This is a genomic window from Vibrio aestuarianus (assembly GCF_012395185.1).
Taxonomy (GTDB): domain Bacteria; phylum Pseudomonadota; class Gammaproteobacteria; order Enterobacterales; family Vibrionaceae; genus Vibrio; species Vibrio aestuarianus.
In genome coordinates this window covers 1-18,854 of sequence record NZ_JAAZTU010000007.1, presented here as the reverse complement: position 1 = coordinate 18,854, position 18,854 = coordinate 1, and the positions used below count along the sequence as shown (strand labels likewise).

Below are 18,854 nucleotides of genomic sequence, written 5' to 3'. Positions count from 1 at the left end.
TGGATTCAATGTGATAGTGTTTTTGTTGTTACCATTTATTAACAATTGAAATTTCATCTAATAAGAAAAACAACAAAAAAGGCCAGCAGGGAGTGCTGGCCAAAAAGTAAAAATTGGAAGGAATCGTTTGATTCAGACACTCTCCTACGTCGATAAACGCAGGAGAGTATTGAGCCGTTAGGCTGAAAGCATCAGCGAACTTGCTTTTGCTTCGAGGTTAGTACCACCCATCAGGTAGGCATCAATTTCACGAGCGCACTCGCGACCTTCATTGATGCAGCGGACAACCAAAGATTGGCCAGTACGCATATCACCCGCTGCGAACACGCCTTTTTGGTTAGTTGCAAAACCTTGCGTAGCAACGTTACCGCGCTTATCAAGTTTAATATCGAGCTGAGCAAGCACTCCATGCGGTTCCGGATGCAAAAAGCCCATCGCCAAGAAAGCCATATCACAAGCAATAACGCGTTCAGTGCCTGCAACTTCTTCAAACGTTGGACGTTCACCGGGGGCTGCATCTTGCCAAACGATGTCGGCAAGGCGTAGACCCGTGACTTGACCTTGCTCATTACCAATGAATTCTTTGGTTAAGATGTTCCAGTGACGTTCACAACCTTCTTCATGAGAAGTTGAGGTACGCAAGATCATTGGATACTGAGGCCAAGGCATATTTGCCGGGCGTTTATCTGCAGGCATTGGCATGATTTCAACTTGGGTAATGCTCGCTGCGCCATGGCGATTTGATGTACCGACACAGTCAGAACCAGTATCACCACCACCAATCACCACCACGTGTTTGCCTTTCGCATGGATCTCTTCAGTTTTAAGATCCATGTTATTGGCGCGGCGGTTGTTTTGGCCGAGGAATTCCATGGCGAAGTGTACGCCTTTGAGTTCACGACCTGGGATTGGTAGGTTGCGTGGCACGGTTGAACCACCAGTGAGCAATACGACATCAAACTCTTGGCGTAGCTGCTGTGCGTTAACATCGACACCAATGTGCTGGTTGACTTTAAACTCAACCCCAGCTTCTGCCATCAGGTTAATTTTGCGATCAATTATATCCATACCGAGTTTGAAATCAGGAATACCAAAGCGCAGTAACCCTCCCACTTTTTCATCGCGTTCAAACACGGTTACGGAGTGACCTGCGCTGTTGAGCTGCTCTGCGGCGGCTAGACCAGCAGGACCCGAGCCGATAATGGCAACCGTTTTCCCGGTGCGTGAGCGAGGCGTTTTAGGCTTCGCATAGCCTTCACGGTAAGCGGTCTCAACAATGGTTTTTTCGATATTACAGATGGTGATTGGATCTTGGTTAATCCCAAGTACACAAGCACTTTCACAAGGTGCAGGGCAAACACGTCCTGTAAATTCAGGGAAGTTATTGGTTGAGCTTAAGATTTTCCAAGCTTCTTCCCAACTGTCGCGATACACCGCGTCATTGAATTCAGGAATAATGTTACCGATCGGGCAGCCGTTATGACAAAACGGCACGCCACAGTCCATACAGCGAGAAGCTTGAGTGTTAATCTTGCTGCCAAATTCTTCATTGAGAACAAATTCTTTGTTGTCTTGAATACGAACTGAAGGGTCGAGCTTCTGTGGAAGCTCGCGACCATGTTCTAAAAATCCAGTAGGCTTACCCATTATACGGCCTCCACTTCTTCCGTTTGTACTTGCTCAGCTTCAGCCTTACGCTTTTGAAGTACTGCTTTGTAATCACGCGGCATTACTTTGACCATATCAGTCAAACTTGCTTCAAAATTGTCGAGGAATGACTGAGCGACTTCACTTCCTGTGAATTGAACATGCTTGGACAGCATTTCACGCAGCAGATCTTTATCTTCTTGCTCTAGTGGATCCAGATCAACCAGTTCAGGGTTGAGTTTGGACTCGAAGTCACCGGCTTTGTTCCAAACGTATGCAACACCGCCACTCATACCAGCCGCAAAGTTGCGACCTGTTGAACCTAACACAACCGCAACGCCGCCAGTCATGTATTCACAGCCGTGATCACCAACCCCTTCAACAACCACTTTCGCTCCAGAGTTACGAACACAGAAACGTTCACCAGCTAAGCCGCGAATGTAGGATTCACCAGAAGTCGCGCCGTAGAAACAAACGTTACCGACAACGATGTTATCTTCAGCAATAATTGTTGAACGTGCGTCAGGGTAGAGCACCAACGTACCGCCAGATAAACCTTTACCCCAGTAATCGTTCGCATCACCTTCTACTTCAAATTTGACGCCTTTAGCTAAGAAAGCCCCAAAAGATTGACCCGCAGAGCCGTTAAACTTGACGTTCATCGGTTGTGGTAAGCCTTGGTCTTTGTACACTTTCGAAATTTCATTCGAGAGCATTGTTCCAGTGCTGCGGTCTGTATTGACGATAGGGAACGTCGCATTAACCGCTTCACCTTTCTCTAACGCTGGAATCGCTGCTTGAATCAACTGACGGTCCAGTACATTTTCAAGTTGGTGATTTTGCTTGGTTTGGCAATAGATACCATCTTCTGCGCGTGGCTGTTCAATATAAAGCACCGGTGACAAGTCAAGGTTCTTATATTTCCAGTGGTTGATGTCTTCGCGAACTTTCAATTTATGTGACTGACCAACCATTTCATCAATGGTGCGGAAGCCAAGTTCAGCCATCACTTCACGCAGACCCTCAGCCATATAATGGAAGAAGGTAACGACATCTTCTACGCGACCATCGAAACGTTCACGTAGTGTTTTGTTTTGAGTTGCAATGCCGACAGGACAGGTATTTTTATGACACTTACGCATCATGATACAGCCTTCAACGACAAGTGCAGCTGTTGCGATTCCCCACTCTTCTGCACCAAGCAAGGTTGCTACAGCTAAGTCACGAGGTGTCTTCATCTGGCCATCGCTTTGTACAACAATACGGTTGCGTAGACCATTTTTAAGCAACGTCTGGTGAGTTTCAGCCAGACCAAGTTCCCATGGCAAACCAGTATGGCGGATTGATGACATTGGCGATGCGCCTGTACCACCATCAAAACCAGCGATAAGTACCACATCTGCTTTTGCTTTTGCTACGCCTGAAGCAATAGTACCGACACCTGCTTCCGACACGAGCTTCACATTGACACGGCCCGAACGGTTAGCGTTTTTCAAGTCGTAGATAAGCTGAGCCAAATCTTCGATTGAGTAAATATCATGGTGTGGTGGTGGTGAAATCAGGCCGACTCCAGGAGTAGAGTGACGAGTTGCACCGATCCAATCGTCGACTTTATCACCTGGAAGTTGTCCACCTTCACCTGGTTTAGCACCTTGAGCCATTTTGATTTGTAGCTCATCAGCATTAGTAAGGTAGTAAGACGTCACACCAAAGCGACCAGAAGCAACCTGTTTAATGGCTGAGCGTTCCCAGTCACCGTTTTCTTTACGCTCGAAACGAGTTGGGTCTTCACCACCTTCACCAGAGTTCGATTTCGCACCGATACGGTTCATCGCAACCGCTAAGGTTGAGTGAGCTTCGTAAGAGATTGAACCAAAAGACATCGCACCGGTTGCAAAACGCTTTAAGATATTTTCCACAGGCTCGACTTCAGCAAGCGGAATAGAGCCAGCTGGATTTTTTACAAAATCAAGTTGGCTACGCAGCGTTGCAGCGTTGTCACCTTGAGAATCAACAGCTTGGGCATATTGCTTGAACTGCTCGTAATCTTTATTGCGAGTCGACTGTTGCAGTAGCGAGATAGTTTCTGGGTTAAATAGGTGTTTTTCACCTCGTTGTTTCCACTGATAAACACCACCCACATCCAATACTTGCACTGGCACTTCACGAGTTGGGTAACCAACACGGTGACGAACCAATACTTCTTTTGCGATGTCATCAATGGTTAAACCTTGAATACGAGAAACCGTGCCAGTGAAGTATTTATCGACCACCGATTTGCTGATCCCCAGAGCTTCAAAGATCTGTGCACCGTGGTAAGACTGCAGCGTTGAGATACCCATTTTAGAGAAGATTTTCAGCAGACCGCCATTGATCCCTTTACGGTAATTAGCAAACAGCTCTTTAGCCGATGTATTTGGATCCAGTTTTTTGGTGCGTTGCAGTTCAATAATGGTTTCAATAACCAAGTAAGGGTTAACCGCGTTTGCACCATAGCCAATTAAGGTCGCAAAGTGGTGCGTTTCACGCGCATCACCTGTTTCAACCACAATGGCACACTTCGCACGCAAACCTTTACGGATTAAGTGGTGATGAACCGCGCCTACTGCCAACATAGCAGGGATAGCTGCATGGTTGGAGTTTACCGCTCGGTCAGTCAGTAAGATGATTGAATAACCGTCAATGACAGCATCTTCAGCATATTGGCAAATACGTTTAAGAGCACGTTCTAGCTTGCCCTGATCCTCATTTGCTTGGAATACGATATCTAATGTCTTCGCTTGAAGGTGCTCGTTATCAATCGCACGTAATTTTTCAAGTTCAGAGTTAGAAAGAACAGGAGATTCCAATTCTACTTTTTGGCAGTGAAGGGCCGTTTCAGTTAGTAGATTTTGATCTTTACCTAAATAGGTGTTTAGAGACATCACCATACGCTCACGGATCGGGTCGATCGGTGGGTTGGTTACCTGAGCAAATAACTGCTTGAAGTAGTTAGAAAGGTGCTGAGATTGATGTGATAACACCGCCAATGGCCAGTCAGCGCCCATGGCAGAAAGTGGCTCGTAACCCGTTTTGGCCAATGGAAGAATGATTTCATTCACTTCTTCAGAGCTGACACCGAATGACTGTTGACGAGACATTAAGCGTTCTGGCGTTGGTTGGCTATATTGGTTGCTTGCCTCTGGTAACTTATTCAAGCTCAGTAGGTTGTCTTCAACCCACTTTGCATAAGGCTGGGCGCTGGCAATGGTATCTTTTACTTCTTCATCAGAGATGATACGGCCTTGTTCAAGGTCGGCAACAAAGATACGGCCAGGCTGCAAACGACCACGATATTCAACGTTTTCTGGAGCAATTTCAACCACACCAGACTCAGATGCCATGACCAAGAAATCATCTTTAGTGACGGTATAGCGAGAAGGACGTAAACCATTTCGGTCTAGTGTGGCACCCACTTGAACTCCGTCGGTGAAACAAACAGAGGCTGGGCCATCCCATGGTTCCATAAGGTTTGCGTGGTATTGATAGAATGCACGACGCGTTGGATCCATGTTTTTATTTTCTTGCCACGCTTCTGGGATCATCATCATTAACGCGTGTGGCAAGCTGCGGCCAGAAAGCACTAGAAGTTCCAGTGCCATATCGAAGTTTGATGAGTCTGAGCTGCCTTCCTGACAAATAGGAAGTAGCATATCAATTTCGGCTTGACTAAAGAGATCCGACTCAAGGATCGCTTCACGCGCTTTCATCCAGTTCAAGTTTCCGCGAACGGTATTGATCTCACCATTGTGAGCAATATAACGGAAAGGTTGCGCCAAACGCCATTTCGGGAATGTATTGGTAGAGAAGCGAGAGTGTACTAGTGCAAGCGCTGTCACCATGGTTGGATTTTGTAGGTCAAGGAAGTACTGCGGTACTTGCTCTGTCGTTAGCTGACCTTTATAAACCAAGGTTTTGTATGACATTGAGTTGATGTAAAAATCATCCCCAATGTTTGAAATACTTTCTAAGCAAACACGAACGGTGTAGTTGCGTAATACATAAAGTTTACGTTCCAGCTCTTCTGGTGTGGTGCTTGGGCCGCCAGAGATAAACACATGTTCAAATTGCGGTTCAGTGCTAAGCGGGTCGGCACCGATCATTGAGTTGTCGGTAGGAAGAACACGGTAGCCAATTACTTCTAATTCTAGACGCTTAGCGTTGCGTTCTAAAATATCACGACATTGTGCGCGTTTGTGCTCATCTTTAGGAAACAGCACTACACCGACACCGTATTTTTCAAAAGAAGGCAGTTTAATACCTAGTTTAACAGCTTCTTCAAGTAAAAATTCATGAGGTTTTTGTAGCAAAATACCGGCACCGTCACCCGAGCATGGGTCACAGCCTTGTCCGCCGCGGTGTTCCATGCGAGCAAGCATGTCCAGTGCTTGAGTCACAACCGCGTGAGACTTGCGGTTTTTTAAGTGAGCAACAAAACCGATACCACAAGCGTCATGCTCCAATTCAGGAGTATATAGACCTCGTGAATTCTGCTCTCTATCTACCATAGATACATCCTTCCAGTTCAATTTAGACGCACGTTGGCTAAGGCATACTTAGCGATGCGACTTGTCCTTTAATTGTTATCAATTTAAACCCACCGGTGATTGGCGAGTTCGAGTCCTTTCCGTTTCTCACAGGAAAAATATTGCGAGAAAAACATTCCTTAGTGATATTCAATTTATTAATGCCACTTTGTAGTGGTTTATATAGGTGAGTGCTGAATATCACCGATTTTTCCGCATTCATTTGTGTAATAAATATCACAAAAAATAGGGCGGTTGTGTAAGTATCCTACAATTTTGTTTATGGGAATTCCAACGAAAACTCGCTTTAGTCGCCCATTTTTTTCGTTAAAAATGCATATTTTGTTTAACAATGTCGCAACATTACGCAAATAACACTGTTTTTCTGCATGTTTATTGATTTTTATTAGGTGGCATTGTGTTTGAAAGGGGTAACCTTTGTGGATTTAATTTGCAAGGATGTAATTTAGTTACATTAATCGAATTGATATTCATTACTATCTATGAGTGGTTCTTCATCAATGCAATTGCACCAACTGGTTAATACTATTGGCCAAGATCTTCAGCGACGTTACGGCGAAAAAGTTCATAAGCTCACCTTACATGGTGGCTTTAGTTGTCCAAATAGGGACGGTACGATTGGTCGAGGAGGGTGCACATTCTGTAACGTCTCTTCTTTTGTTGATGAACAAACTCAAATCCAGAGTATTGAACAACAACTGACCGATCGGGCCGGTGAAATTAAGCGCGCCAAAAAATACTTAGCGTATTTTCAGGCTTACACTAGTACTTACGCTGAAGTTCAGGTGCTGAAAAATATGTATCAACAAGCACTTAAAGCGGCAGATATTGTGGGTTTGTGCGTCGGTACTCGTCCTGATTGTGTACCAGATGCCGTGTTGGATCTGCTTTCTGGTTACGTGCAACAAGGCTATGAGATTTGGCTTGAACTTGGGTTACAAACGGCTAATAACGACACGCTGAAACGTATCAATCGTGGTCATGATTTTGAATGTTATGCCAAGATTACTCAGCGGGCTCGTGCGCTTGGTATTAAAGTCTGCACGCATTTGATCGTTGGGTTACCTAAGGAGACCCGAGATGACAATGTAGAAACCTTACAGCGAGTGCTAGCGGTTGGAACCGATGGCATTAAGTTGCATGGGTTACATATTGTAGAAGGTAGTACTATGGCCAAAGCTTGGCGTGCTGGAAAGTTAGAAGCCCCAGCTTTGGAGGAATACGTTTCGATCGCGAGTGAACTGATTCGTATGACCCCGCCTGAAGTGGTGTATCACAGAGTCTCTTCTGCCGCCCGTCGGCCGACATTACTAGCCCCGCTTTGGTGTGAAAATCGCTGGTTAGCGATGACCGAAATTGGCCGAGCATTGGATAAAGATGGTGCTCAAGGTTCATTATTAAATAAACCGTTTATCTATTCCCTTCCAAATAGTTAAATATTTGACGTTTTAGCAAATCCCTGTGATTAACTTGGCTGACGAATTAGCGATAAACACGTTAGACTAGCCATACTGTTATCGCATGGAGCGTTTAATGAAACCCATGAAAAACCTTGCCCAGTATTATGTCGACCTGTTGGTTAAGCTGGGCATTCTTCGTTTCTCCATTCTGCTTGCTCTTGCGCTGGTTGCATTGGCGGTTGTGGTGCAAGTTGGAATCACTTTAGTTCTCAACGGTCACGTGGATGATATCGATATTGTACGTTCGGTATTCTTTGGCTTGTTGATCACGCCGTGGGCGGTTTACTTTTTGTCGGTCGTTGTTGATCAACTGGAAGAGTCACGTCAGCGTCTTTCCAAATTGGTTTCAAAATTGAAAGATATGCGTTTGCGTGACCAAGAATTGAACTACAAGCTGCAACAAAATATTGTCAAACTAAACCAAGAAATTGAGGAAAGAATCAAAGCTGAAGAAGCTCGTGAAGAGGCGATGGTAGATTTAGAAAATGAAGTCTATCAACGCGAAAAAACCCAGCTTGAACTTGCAGAGCGAACCGCCTTATTACGTTCGTTTATTGATGCCTCTCCTGACTTAATCTATTACCGCAATGCTAACGGTGTATTTTCTGGTTGTAACCGCGCTATGGAAGAGCTAACAGGTAAGCGCGAAAATCAATTGGTCGGCCTTACGCCTTGGGATGTCTACAGCAAAGAAGTTGCACAACAGATAGTCGAAACAGACGAAAGAGTGTTTGCAGACAACCAAGCTCTGACTTATGAACAGTGGCTCGAATACCCAGATGGTCGTAAGAACTATTTTGAATTACGTAAAGTGCCTTTTTACAGCAAAGATGGGCGTCATTTAGGCTTGGTCGGTTTTGGCCGTGATATTACTGAGCGTAAACGTAACCAAGAATCTTTAGAAAAGGCGAGTCGTGACAAGACCACCTTTATTTCGACCATCAGTCATGAGTTACGCACGCCGCTCAATGGCATTGTAGGGCTAAGTCGAATGCTACTTGATAGCACGTTAACTCCTGAACAACGTAAGCACATGCAAACCATCAACGTCAGTGCCATCACGTTGGGCAATATCTTTAATGACATTATAGACATGGATAAGTTTGATCGCCGCAAACTTGAGTTGCTTCCTGCGCCGTTAAATTTTGAAGAGTTTGTTGCGGAAATTGAAAGCATTTCTGCGTTGATGGCAGAGCAGAAAGGGCTAAGGTTTGATCTTGAAAGGCTCAGTGACTTACCTGTTGCGATCGAAGTTGATGCCACTCGCCTGCGCCAAGTCTTATGGAATTTAATCAGTAATGCGATGAAATTCACCAAAGAAGGTGGCGTAGTGATGACAGTAAGCGCCGATGTGGAAGATCAATTTGCCCATATTGTAATGGAAGTTGAGGATACCGGTATTGGGATTCCTGAAGCTGAACTTGATAAAATATTTGCAATGTATTACCAAGTTAAATCTGGTAAGGACAACCTACATGCAGTTGGAACGGGGATCGGTCTTGCAGTTTCTCGTCAGTTAATTAATTTAATGGATGGCGATATATCAGTAAGTAGTGAAGAAGGGTTCGGAAGTACGTTTACCGTGTCGATTCGCGTTCCTTTATCGCAAGATGCGCATTTTCAGCCACTAATTTCTGCCCCTCAAAGAAGTTTAAATATCTTTATGGTTGAAGATATAGAACTCAATGTCACCGTGGCTCGCTCACTACTTGAAAGTTTGGGTCATACGGTCTCCGTTGCAATGACTGGTGAAGAGGCCTTACAAATGTTTGTGCCCGAAGAGTACGACCTAGTCTTTTTAGATATTCAATTGCCGGATATGACGGGGTTTGATGTTGCGGCTTATTATCGAGACAAATATTCTAAATTGCCGCCATTGGTTGCACTAACGGCGAATGTACTGAAGAATAAAACGGAATACTTACAAAAAGGCATGGATGATGCGATAAGCAAACCGTTGTCTGTCTCTGCCGTTCAAATGATCATTGCAAAGTTTACAGACCGTGAGTTAGTGGCTGACTTACCGCAACCTGAAGACAAAACGGTGGAAGATAGCAGTGAAGTAAGCACACACTTACTGGATATTGATATGCTTGAATCCTATGTTGATATCGTTGGACCAAAACCCGTTTTGGAAAGTATCCAGATGTTCGAAGAGATGATGCCCAGTTATATCGAAGTGCTTGATTCGAATATGGTCGCCAAAGATCAGGCTGGAATTGTCTCTGAAGCACACAAAATTAAAGGTGCAGCAGGCTCGATAGGCCTTAAACATATTCAAAATGTAGCTCAAAAAGCGCAATCGCCAGACTTGCCCGCGTGGTGGGAAAATATAGGTGATTGGGTTGATGAAATCAAAAATGGTTATCAGCACGATATCCAAGTATTAAAACAATGGTTAGCTCAAAGGTAATATTATGAAAAAAATCGCATTGGCTTCACTCGCTATGGCCTTGTTGGCTGGATGTAGCTCTCCACAAATCGATTGGCAACAAGATAACCTAGCGGTGGTATCAAATATCACCATTGGGCTAAAAAGTACTTTATGGATGAATCAAATGCCAGCAATCAGTGATGAAGAGACGCCGGCAGCACCAGCTTTACATGGCACTTTAAGATTAGATTCATCAGCGGTATTACCTGCTAATTTAACCGTTGATGCATTGGTTATTCAGCAAGGTAGCCGCAGTTGGATTGTGGATAGTGATTCACTGGAATTACGTACTTACAGTGAGAATCAGTGGGAAGTCGTCTTTGAACGTCAAATAGAGGCAAATACGGATGAAGCTGTCGATATCGCGTTGCAGTTGAGTGATGGCGAAAAAGCGCAGTGGTTGATTGACCGTGGCGTAATGATAGATAAAGTCTATTAAGCTTGTTGATAACAAAAAGCCCTTTAACGTGAGTTAAAGGGCTTTTTTAATCAGCATAATGAGAGGATATTAGTCCTCTAGGTCACCACAAAAGCGGTAGCCTTCGCCATGAATCGTAGCGATGATTTCAGGAGTACCTGATACTGACTCAAAATGCTTACGGATACGACGGATGGTCACATCAACAGTGCGATCATGAGGCTTAAGTTCACGACCGGTCATTTTCTTCAATAGATCAGCACGAGTTTGAATTTTACCTGGGTTCTCACAGAAGTGTAAAAGTGCACGGAATTCTGAACGTGGTAACTTGTAACCTTCGCCATCAGGATTAACCAAAGAGCGGCTGTTGATATCTAAAACCCAACCATTGAATTCGTACTTCTCAACACTACGCTTTTCTTCTTGCGTGGTATTGGCATTCATTGATCGACTTAAAAGGTTACGAGCACGAATGGTCAATTCTCGTGGGTTAAATGGCTTCGTGATGTAGTCATCCGCGCCAATTTCTAGACCAAGAATTTTATCGACTTCGTTGTCACGACCAGTCAGAAACATTAGCGCAACATTCGCTTGTTCACGAAGTTCGCGAGCTAACAGAAGGCCATTTTTACCTGGTAAGTTGATGTCCATAATTACCAAGTTTATTGAGTTATCAGACAGTGCGTGGTGCATTTCTTCACCGTTACTGGCTTCAAAAACAGCGTATCCCTCTGCTTCAAAAATACTCTTAAGAGTGTTACGAGTTACTTGCTCATCTTCAACGATAAGGATCTGCGGGGTTTGCATTGGCGGTACCTAAACTTGTGAAAAAATTGTGCTAATAGAATTAATTCTAGGCAAAAAACGTAACATACAGGTAATCTGTTGTTAAATCATAAACCAAAGTTTTGAAAAATACACTCACTTCAGTCGCCCGCCATCCATAGATATCTTTAGCATCGAGGTCTCCGTGCCCTCTACTGTTCTATTAGTTTCTGACGCGGATTCTATAATGTTAACAGCATGCTAACAATGACTGAATGTTAATTCCAATCACTTTGTTGATTTACATCAATAGTTCTAATGTAACAAATATTAATAGTCTTGCGCAGTTGTAAACTTACGGAATATTTCCCCAATACGAGATACGGGTTTTGAACATCACTCGATTTGATATTTTGTGTGAACAATAAGCACGTCAAGTCTTAACCTGCTTTTGTGATAAGGTGGAACCCGCTTGATAGATTCTTGTCAAAAAATGAGAATTGCGTAAAAAATCAACGTTTACAGATGTGAAATACGTACTATGATAAAATCCATTAGTATGAAAATCGAGTATTTTGCTGACATTTAGGTAGTAAATGTTGCTTATTCTATGCAAGTGTTGCTTTGCATCGTGTTTAGATTATTTGAGCAAAGTGTTATGCATTGTGGGAGTGAATTCCGTTCTTAGCTTTAACAAACCTCATCCACAATCGCTTGAATTCAAAATAATTAACAATAATCCAAGGAAGAATGATGATAGATATAACGCCAGATATTTGTGACAAATATGAGTCACAAGTGACTTTACTAAACTTACCTCTACAAACGTTTGGTCTCAAAAGTGCATTTTGGGGAGAAATTGTTACTGTACGTTGTTATCACGACAACTCGAAAGTTCGTGATGTTTTGAGTCAAAATGGCAAAGGCAAAGTATTGGTTGTTGATGGTAATGGTTCTTGCCATAAGGCGTTGCTAGGTGATCAGCTAGCGATTATGGCCATAGAACATGAGTGGGAAGGAATCATTGTGTATGGCGCGGTGCGTGATGTGGGTATGCTTTCGCAAATGGACCTTGGGATTAAAGCTCTAGGTGCTTGCCCGATTAAGACTGAGAAAAAAGGAGCAGGTGAAGTAAATGTAACCCTGACTATTCTCAAACAGATGATTCAACCTGGTGATTACATTTATGCCGATTGGAATGGTGTTTTAACATCAACTCAAGCTTTGGATTGGAACTAAAAACGGAATCCGAGCCCAAACTCAACACCCTGTTGCCACTCTTGATAATCGAGAGTGGCGTGCAAGTCGATATTTTCAGAGAGCTGCAGTCGGCTGGAAAGTTCAGCAGAGACTGCATCAGCTCGTTTATCATTTTCTGGTGTACTATTTGCTGAACGCAAGGTGCTTTTTAACGATAGCTTCGGGGTTAATTGATAACGAATGCCACTTAGAAAGCCACCACTTTCACTGTTCCCGGAATTATTGATCCTTGCTCCAACATACACATCCAAATCTTCAAATATGCTGTAAGAATAGCCACTATCAATTGTCCAGCTGTCAAAGCTTTGGCTATCATTTTCACTTGAAACAAATAGTCGATGTGGCGACTTAACTTGCTCTGAAGGCAGTAACGGCAAGATGTTCGCCATACTAGGTAAAGAGATAAAAAAAGACAAAGCAAGTGTGATCGTCAACTTCATTCATCTCTCCTTATGTTTATTATTTTTGGGTACTGCATCCACTGCACTGACCCTAATTAAAGCACAAAATATCATCAATGACAGGTAGAGTTATATAGCATTTAGTTATTTGCTTATTAGATATGCTATCGAATTGGTTATGTAATAAGTTTCATTGCTGGGGTTTGGTTTTTGACTCACTACGCTGTGGCGTTAGTTAAAAAATAACAGATTTTAATTGACTAATGATCGCTAAATAAGGTAAACGTAGAGGCAAGCAAATACACGAGTATAGAAAGTTTTCCTATGTTACAGCACAGCCTAGTAGTAATGACCACCACCATTATTATTACCGACATTACACATGTTGGGGCGGGCTGCTAAGCGAAAAATTTTTTCAAAAAAGGCCTGTATCCCACCAGATACAGGCCTTTTTTTATACCAATTTAGAATGTTTTGGAGGAAGGGATGCGAGTATTAAAGTTTGGAGGTTCATCGTTAGCTGATGCTGATCGTTTTTTAAGGGCAGCAGATATCATTGCTAACAATGCGCAACAAGAAGAAGTTGCCGTGGTTTTGTCTGCACCAGGCAAAACCACCAATAAATTGGTAGCGGTTATTGAGAGTGCTTTACGTAATGGTGAGGCTGAACTGCAAATTGCAGAGCTTGAATCATCATTTCAAGCGTTATTTTCAGCCATTAAAGCACAAGTTCCCACTGTCGATGGCAGTGCATTTGATAACCAAGTAAAAACATCACTCTCTCAATTGCGCCAGTTTGTGCATGGGATGAGTTTGTTGGGTATGTGCCCCGATAATGTTAATGCTCGTATTATCAGTAAAGGTGAGCGAATCTCCATCCAACTGATGAAGGCTGTACTTGAAGCGAAAGGGCAAGCGGCATCGCTAATTGATCCTGTTGAGTATCTTTTTGCTCAAGGTGATCACCTTGAGGCGATGGTTGATGTTGAAATTTCTACGCAAAACTTTAAACAGAAACCTCTACCACATGATCACGTTAATATCATGCCTGGTTTTACCGCTGGTAATGAAAAAGGTGAATTGGTCTGTTTAGGTCGTAATGGTTCTGATTACTCAGCGGCAGTGCTGGCTGCTTGTTTACGCGCCGACTGCTGCGAGATTTGGACTGATGTGGATGGGGTGTATAACTGTGATCCGCGCCTAGTTGATGATGCTCGTTTACTCAAGTCGTTGAGCTACCAAGAAGCGATGGAGCTTTCTTACTTTGGTGCTTCCGTGTTGCATCCAAAAACCATTGCCCCTATTGCGCAATTCCATATCCCTTGTCTGATCAAAAACAGTTTCAATCCGCAAGGTGCTGGCACACTAATTGGCCAAGATACAGGCGAAGATAAGCTGGCGATAAAAGGTATTACCACACTTAATAATTTGACGATGGTTAACGTTTCAGGCCCAGGTATGAAAGGCATGGTCGGTATGGCTAGCCGAGTCTTTGGTGCTATGTCCGCAGCCGGTGTTTCGATTGTTTTGATCACTCAATCTTCTTCAGAGTACAGCATCAGCTTCTGTATTGAGGCGCAAGACAAAGCACTTGCGCAAAAAGCGTTGTCAGAAGCTTTTGAACTTGAGCTAAAAGATGGCTTACTGGAGCCTGTAGAGTTCATGAATGATGTAGCGATTGTAACGCTAGTGGGCGACGGTATGCGCACTTCTCGTGGTGTTGCTTCGCAGTTCTTTGCTTCGTTAGCCGAAGTTCACGTTAATATCGTGGCGATTGCTCAAGGCTCTTCTGAACGAGCCATTTCTGCAGTAATCCCTGAAGACAAAATTGCCGAAGCGATTAAAGCGTGTCATGAAAATCTCTTCAATTCTAAGCATTTCTTGGATGTGTTCGTGGTGGGTGTTGGTGGTGTTGGTGGTGAACTTGTCGACCAGATCAACCGCCAGCAAGCAACGTTGGCCGAAAAAGGCATCATTATCCGTGTGTGCGGCCTTGCTAATAGTAAAGGTTTGTTACTTGATAGTGATGGTCTTCCCCTTGAGCATTGGCGAGACAGAATGTCTGCGGCGAGTGAAGAGTTTAGTCTTGCGAGGTTAATTTCTCTTGTGCAGCGCAACCATATTATTAACCCTGTGCTTGTCGATTGTACTTCTAGTGAAGTCATCGCTAATCAATATGCTGAATTTTTAGCGGCGGGTTTCCACGTCGTTACTCCGAATAAGAAAGCGAACACAGCGAGCATGGCTTATTACCATCAGTTGCGAGAGGTGGCCCGTAGCTCTCGTCGTAAATTGATGTATGAAACAACAGTTGGCGCAGGTTTACCCGTAATTGAAAACCTACAAAACCTGATTGCTGCAGGTGATGAGCTTGAAAAATTCAACGGTATTCTCTCTGGGTCGCTTTCTTTCATTTTCGGTAAGCTAGATGAAGGGATGACACTAAGCCAAGCCACTACACTGGCTAAAGATAAAGGGTTTACAGAGCCAGATCCTCGTGATGATTTGTCGGGTATGGATGTTGCGCGCAAACTGTTGATTCTCGCTCGTGAAGCGGGAATGCCTTTAGAGTTAGATGACGTACAAGTTGATCTTGCTCTACCACCAGGTTTTGATATTTCAGGAAGTGTTGAAGAGTTCATGGCTCGTTTGCCCCAAGCTGATGCGTATTTCCAAGATTTATCTTCGAAAGCGGCCGAAGAAGGTAAGGTTCTACGTTATCTAGGTGAAATCGCGGATGGGAAATGTAAAGTGCGTATTGCCGCCGTGGATGAAAATGACCCTATGTTCAAAGTCAAAGATGGTGAAAATGCTCTTGCCTTCTTCAGTCGTTATTATCAACCAATTCCACTCGTTCTGCGTGGCTATGGTGCGGGTACTGAAGTGACAGCAGCAGGCGTCTTTTCAGATGTGATGCGTACACTGGGTTGGAAATTAGGAGTTTAGTCAATGAGTTCAAGTGATATGGGAGTGGTGGTTTACGCTCCGGCTTCTATCGGTAATGTCAGTGTAGGCTTTGATGTGTTAGGTGCTGCTGTGTCACCGATTGATGGAAGCTTGCTTGGTGACCGCGTTCAGATCAAAGCGGGAAGCGAACCTTTTGTATTGAAAACTGCGGGTAGCTTCGTCGCCAAATTGCCAGAAAACCCAAAAGAAAATATTGTGTACGATTGTTGGGTCGTGTTTGCTCGAGAGCTTGAAAAGAAAGGTATTGCACTTAAGCCACTCGAAATGACGCTAGAAAAAAACATGCCGATTGGTTCAGGGCTAGGATCGAGCGCATGTTCAATTGTGGCTGCGCTCGATGCACTCAATCGTTTTCATGATTTACCTTTGAATGAAACTGAGCTTCTCGCGTTGATGGGTGAGATGGAAGGCCAAATTTCCGGTGGTGTGCATTATGATAATGTTGCGCCGTGTTATCTTGGTGGTGTGCAATTAATGCTCGAAGAACTTGGTATTATCAGCCAAGAAGTGCCTTGTTTTGATGATTGGTATTGGGTCATGGCTTACCCGGGGATTAAAGTATCTACTGCCGAAGCACGAGCTATTTTACCTTCTCAATATCGTCGACAAGACATTATTGCTCATGGTCGTCATTTAGCTGGGTTTATCCATGCTTGTCATTCTGGACAGCCAGAACTTGCAGCGAAAATGATCAAAGACGTGATCGCCGAACCATATCGTGAGAAACTGCTTCCTGGTTTTGCTGATGCTCGCAAATATGCGATATCGGCAGGCGCATTGGCTACGGGTATCTCTGGTAGTGGCCCAACGTTATTTAGTATTTGCAAAGAAAAAGATGTCGCGCAGCGTGTCGCTCGCTGGCTGGAACAAAATTACGTACAAAATGAAGAAGGATTCGTCCATATTTGTCGTTTAGACAAAAATGGTTCGACCGTTACAGGAAGTTCTCTATGAAGCTCTACAACATAAAAGAAAATGATGAAAAAGTCTCTTTTGGTCAAGCTGTTCGCCAAGGTTTAGGTCGTAATCAGGGACTGTTTTTTCCATCGGAATTACCAAAGTTTGATGATATTGATGCGCTTTTAGCGGAAGATTTTGTTTCTCGTAGCACTAAAATTTTATCTGCAATGATTGGTGATGAGTTACCAGCAGAGCAAGTAAATGCAATGGTTGATGCTGCTTTCCAATTTCCAGCGCCAATCAAATCAGTGAAAGATGGTATTTATGCGTTAGAGCTTTTCCATGGCCCAACACTGGCATTTAAAGATTTTGGTGGCCGTTTTATGGCGCAATCTTTAGCAGCAGTATCTAACGGCGGAAAAATTACGATTTTAACTGCTACATCTGGCGATACAGGTGCGGCTGTGGCACATGCATTCTATGGCATGGAAGATATTAATGTGGTTATTCTTTATCCGAAAGGGAAGATCAGCCCGCTACAAGAAAAACTGTTTTGTACACTTGGTAACAATATCCACACTGTTGCCATTAACGGTGACTTTGATGCCTGTCAGGCACTAGTGAAGCAAGCATTTGATGATGCGAAGCTGCGCCAAGAGATAGGTCTTAATTCCGCTAATTCAATTAATATCAGTCGCTTAATGGCACAGATTTGTTACTACTTTGAAGCGGCAGCGCAGATGAGTAAGTCAGAGCGTGAAAACTTGGTTATTTCAGTACCAAGTGGCAACTTTGGTAACTTAACGGCTGGCTTATTAGCTAAGGCATTAGGCTTGCCAATTAAACGCTTTATCGCTGCAACCAATGCTAATGATACTGTCCCTCGCTACCTAGAAACAGGCGAGTGGGATCCGAAACCAACAGTGGCAACGACTTCAAATGCGATGGATGTTAGTCAACCAAACAACTGGCCGCGTATTGAGGAGCTATGTCGACTCAAAGGCTGGGGGTTAGATACTCTTGGAAAAGGTGCGGTATCTGATGAGCAAAGTGCAGAGTCAGTGCGCGAACTTTATGCGTTGAATTACCTTTGTGAACCACATGGTGCAATTGCTTATCGACTATTAGATCAACAGTTGCAAGAAGGTGAAACTGGTCTGTTCTTGTGTACTGCGCATCCAGCCAAGTTCAAAGAAGTCGTTGATGAGGTATTAGCAACAGATATTGAACTACCAGCGCCGTTAGCTAAACATGCTGTAATGGAGTTGTTGTCGGAAGAATTAGATAACGACTTTGATGCATTGAAAGCGGTACTCCGAAAAGTCCAGCCTTAAGGCAATACTTGATTTTCTGATGTAAAAATCAGGAAATCAGGTTCCATTCATTAGCTGTATTTTTTCTCTGATGTAAGTAATAAAAATGGCGCTCATAGAGCGCCATTTTTGCATCTAACGAATCAATTTTTTATTGATTATAGAGTCTCAGTAAACGTACGAGCAATCACATCACGTTGCTGTTCAGTCGTTAATGAGTTGAAACGTACCGCGTAACCCGATACACGGATAGTTAGCTGTGGGTACTTTTCTGGGTGTGCAACAGCATCTTCTAGCGTTTCACGCTTAAGAACGTTCACGTTCAGGTGTTGGCCACCTTCGATGCGAGGTGCAGTTTCGATAGCCACTTCACGGCTTTCGTATTCACCAAGATCGCTTGCCGCGATAATTTGATTTGCTTCGTAGCCTGCGTTTGCTGCAACACAACGAGCTTCGTTCTTTTCGTTATCAAGCAACCAGATAGAATTAAGTAGGTTGTCGTTTGCTGCTTTTGTAATTTGAATGCCTTGGATCATTACTATCTCCTAGTCCACCTTAGTGGTGTTATTGGTGTTAACTTTCGAATTTTGTTGAGCTCAGTATTATATAGCCAATATCCATGATATTAATATTGATTTAGGTCAAAAAACAACTAAAAACATTAAATTTATGGTGGTTAATGTTTTTCTTTTAATCAATATAT

At 43.5% G+C, this 18,854-nt stretch carries 13 protein-coding genes and 1 other annotated feature; of the genes, 8 read left to right on the top strand and 5 right to left on the bottom strand.

Annotated features, from left to right (window positions below; all coding sequences use genetic code 11):
• Nucleotides 1-177 precede the first annotated feature (177 nt).
• Both HGG78_RS04520 and gltB read right to left on the bottom strand, forming a co-directional pair.
• The gene (locus HGG78_RS04520) at nucleotides 178-1,647 is read right to left on the bottom strand and encodes a glutamate synthase subunit beta (RefSeq protein WP_172532198.1); all 1,470 of its coding nucleotides are present in this window, start codon (nucleotides 1,645-1,647) and stop codon (nucleotides 178-180) included.
• The gene (gltB, locus tag HGG78_RS04515) at nucleotides 1,647-6,194 is read right to left on the bottom strand and encodes a glutamate synthase large subunit (RefSeq protein WP_053310802.1); all 4,548 of its coding nucleotides are present in this window, start codon (nucleotides 6,192-6,194) and stop codon (nucleotides 1,647-1,649) included. The genes HGG78_RS04520 and gltB overlap by 1 nt, the downstream gene beginning before the upstream one ends.
• Nucleotides 6,195-6,733: 539 nt before the next feature.
• On the opposite strand from gltB, the gene mnmL reads away from it, so the two are divergent.
• From mnmL to HGG78_RS04500, 3 genes are all read left to right on the top strand, one after another.
• Nucleotides 6,734-7,669, top strand: a complete 936-nt coding sequence (gene mnmL, locus HGG78_RS04510; RefSeq protein WP_171979514.1) for a tRNA modification radical SAM protein MnmL/YtqA — start codon at nucleotides 6,734-6,736, stop codon at nucleotides 7,667-7,669.
• Nucleotides 7,670-7,766: 97 nt separating this feature from the next.
• Nucleotides 7,767-10,106, top strand: coding sequence for an aerobic respiration two-component sensor histidine kinase ArcB (gene arcB / locus HGG78_RS04505; RefSeq protein WP_171979513.1), 2,340 nt, complete (start codon nucleotides 7,767-7,769; stop codon nucleotides 10,104-10,106).
• 4 nt (nucleotides 10,107-10,110) lie between these two features.
• Complete coding sequence (locus tag HGG78_RS04500) at nucleotides 10,111-10,566, top strand: hypothetical protein (RefSeq protein ID WP_053310805.1); 456 nt, start codon at nucleotides 10,111-10,113, stop codon at nucleotides 10,564-10,566.
• Between the two features lie 69 nt (nucleotides 10,567-10,635).
• On the opposite strand, the gene arcA is transcribed toward HGG78_RS04500, so the two are convergent.
• Nucleotides 10,636-11,352, bottom strand: coding sequence for a two-component system response regulator ArcA (arcA, locus tag HGG78_RS04495; RefSeq protein ID WP_053310806.1), 717 nt, complete (start codon nucleotides 11,350-11,352; stop codon nucleotides 10,636-10,638).
• 711 nt (nucleotides 11,353-12,063) lie between these two features.
• Between arcA and HGG78_RS04490 the strand changes: the two genes are divergently transcribed.
• Nucleotides 12,064-12,549, top strand: a complete 486-nt coding sequence (locus HGG78_RS04490) for a putative 4-hydroxy-4-methyl-2-oxoglutarate aldolase (protein WP_172532247.1) — start codon at nucleotides 12,064-12,066, stop codon at nucleotides 12,547-12,549.
• Here the strand turns inward: HGG78_RS04490 and HGG78_RS04485 are convergent.
• Entirely contained in the window at nucleotides 12,546-13,010 is a 465-nt protein-coding gene (locus HGG78_RS04485) for a hypothetical protein (RefSeq protein WP_053310808.1), read from the bottom strand. The genes HGG78_RS04490 and HGG78_RS04485 overlap by 4 nt on opposite strands.
• Nucleotides 13,011-13,295: 285 nt before the next feature.
• Between HGG78_RS04485 and thrL the strand changes: the two genes are divergently transcribed.
• The 4 genes from thrL (at nucleotide 13,296) to thrC (ending at nucleotide 18,172) form a co-directional block, all read left to right on the top strand.
• The gene (gene thrL, locus HGG78_RS04480; RefSeq protein ID WP_080996368.1) at nucleotides 13,296-13,373 is read left to right on the top strand and encodes a thr operon leader peptide; all 78 of its coding nucleotides are present in this window, start codon (nucleotides 13,296-13,298) and stop codon (nucleotides 13,371-13,373) included.
• Nucleotides 13,311-13,428, top strand: a sequence feature (Thr leader region). (Overlaps the previous gene by 63 nt.)
• Before the next feature lie 29 nt (nucleotides 13,429-13,457).
• Nucleotides 13,458-15,917 carry a bifunctional aspartate kinase/homoserine dehydrogenase I gene (gene thrA, locus HGG78_RS04475; protein ID WP_176244802.1) on the top strand — a complete coding sequence of 820 codons (2,460 nt, stop codon included), beginning with the start codon at nucleotides 13,458-13,460 and terminating at the stop codon, nucleotides 15,915-15,917.
• 18 nt (nucleotides 15,918-15,935) lie between these two features.
• Nucleotides 15,936-16,892, top strand: coding sequence for a homoserine kinase (thrB, locus tag HGG78_RS18855; protein ID WP_053310996.1), 957 nt, complete (start codon nucleotides 15,936-15,938; stop codon nucleotides 16,890-16,892).
• Nucleotides 16,889-18,172 (top strand): threonine synthase, encoded by a 1,284-nt coding sequence (gene thrC, locus HGG78_RS04470; RefSeq protein WP_053310810.1) that lies wholly within the window; start codon nucleotides 16,889-16,891, stop codon nucleotides 18,170-18,172. The genes thrB and thrC overlap by 4 nt, the downstream gene beginning before the upstream one ends.
• A 137-nt stretch (nucleotides 18,173-18,309) precedes the next feature.
• Here the strand turns inward: thrC and grcA are convergent, their stop codons facing one another.
• Nucleotides 18,310-18,687 (bottom strand): autonomous glycyl radical cofactor GrcA, encoded by a 378-nt coding sequence (gene grcA, locus HGG78_RS04465; RefSeq protein WP_053310811.1) that lies wholly within the window; start codon nucleotides 18,685-18,687, stop codon nucleotides 18,310-18,312.
• Nucleotides 18,688-18,854 lie beyond the last annotated feature (167 nt).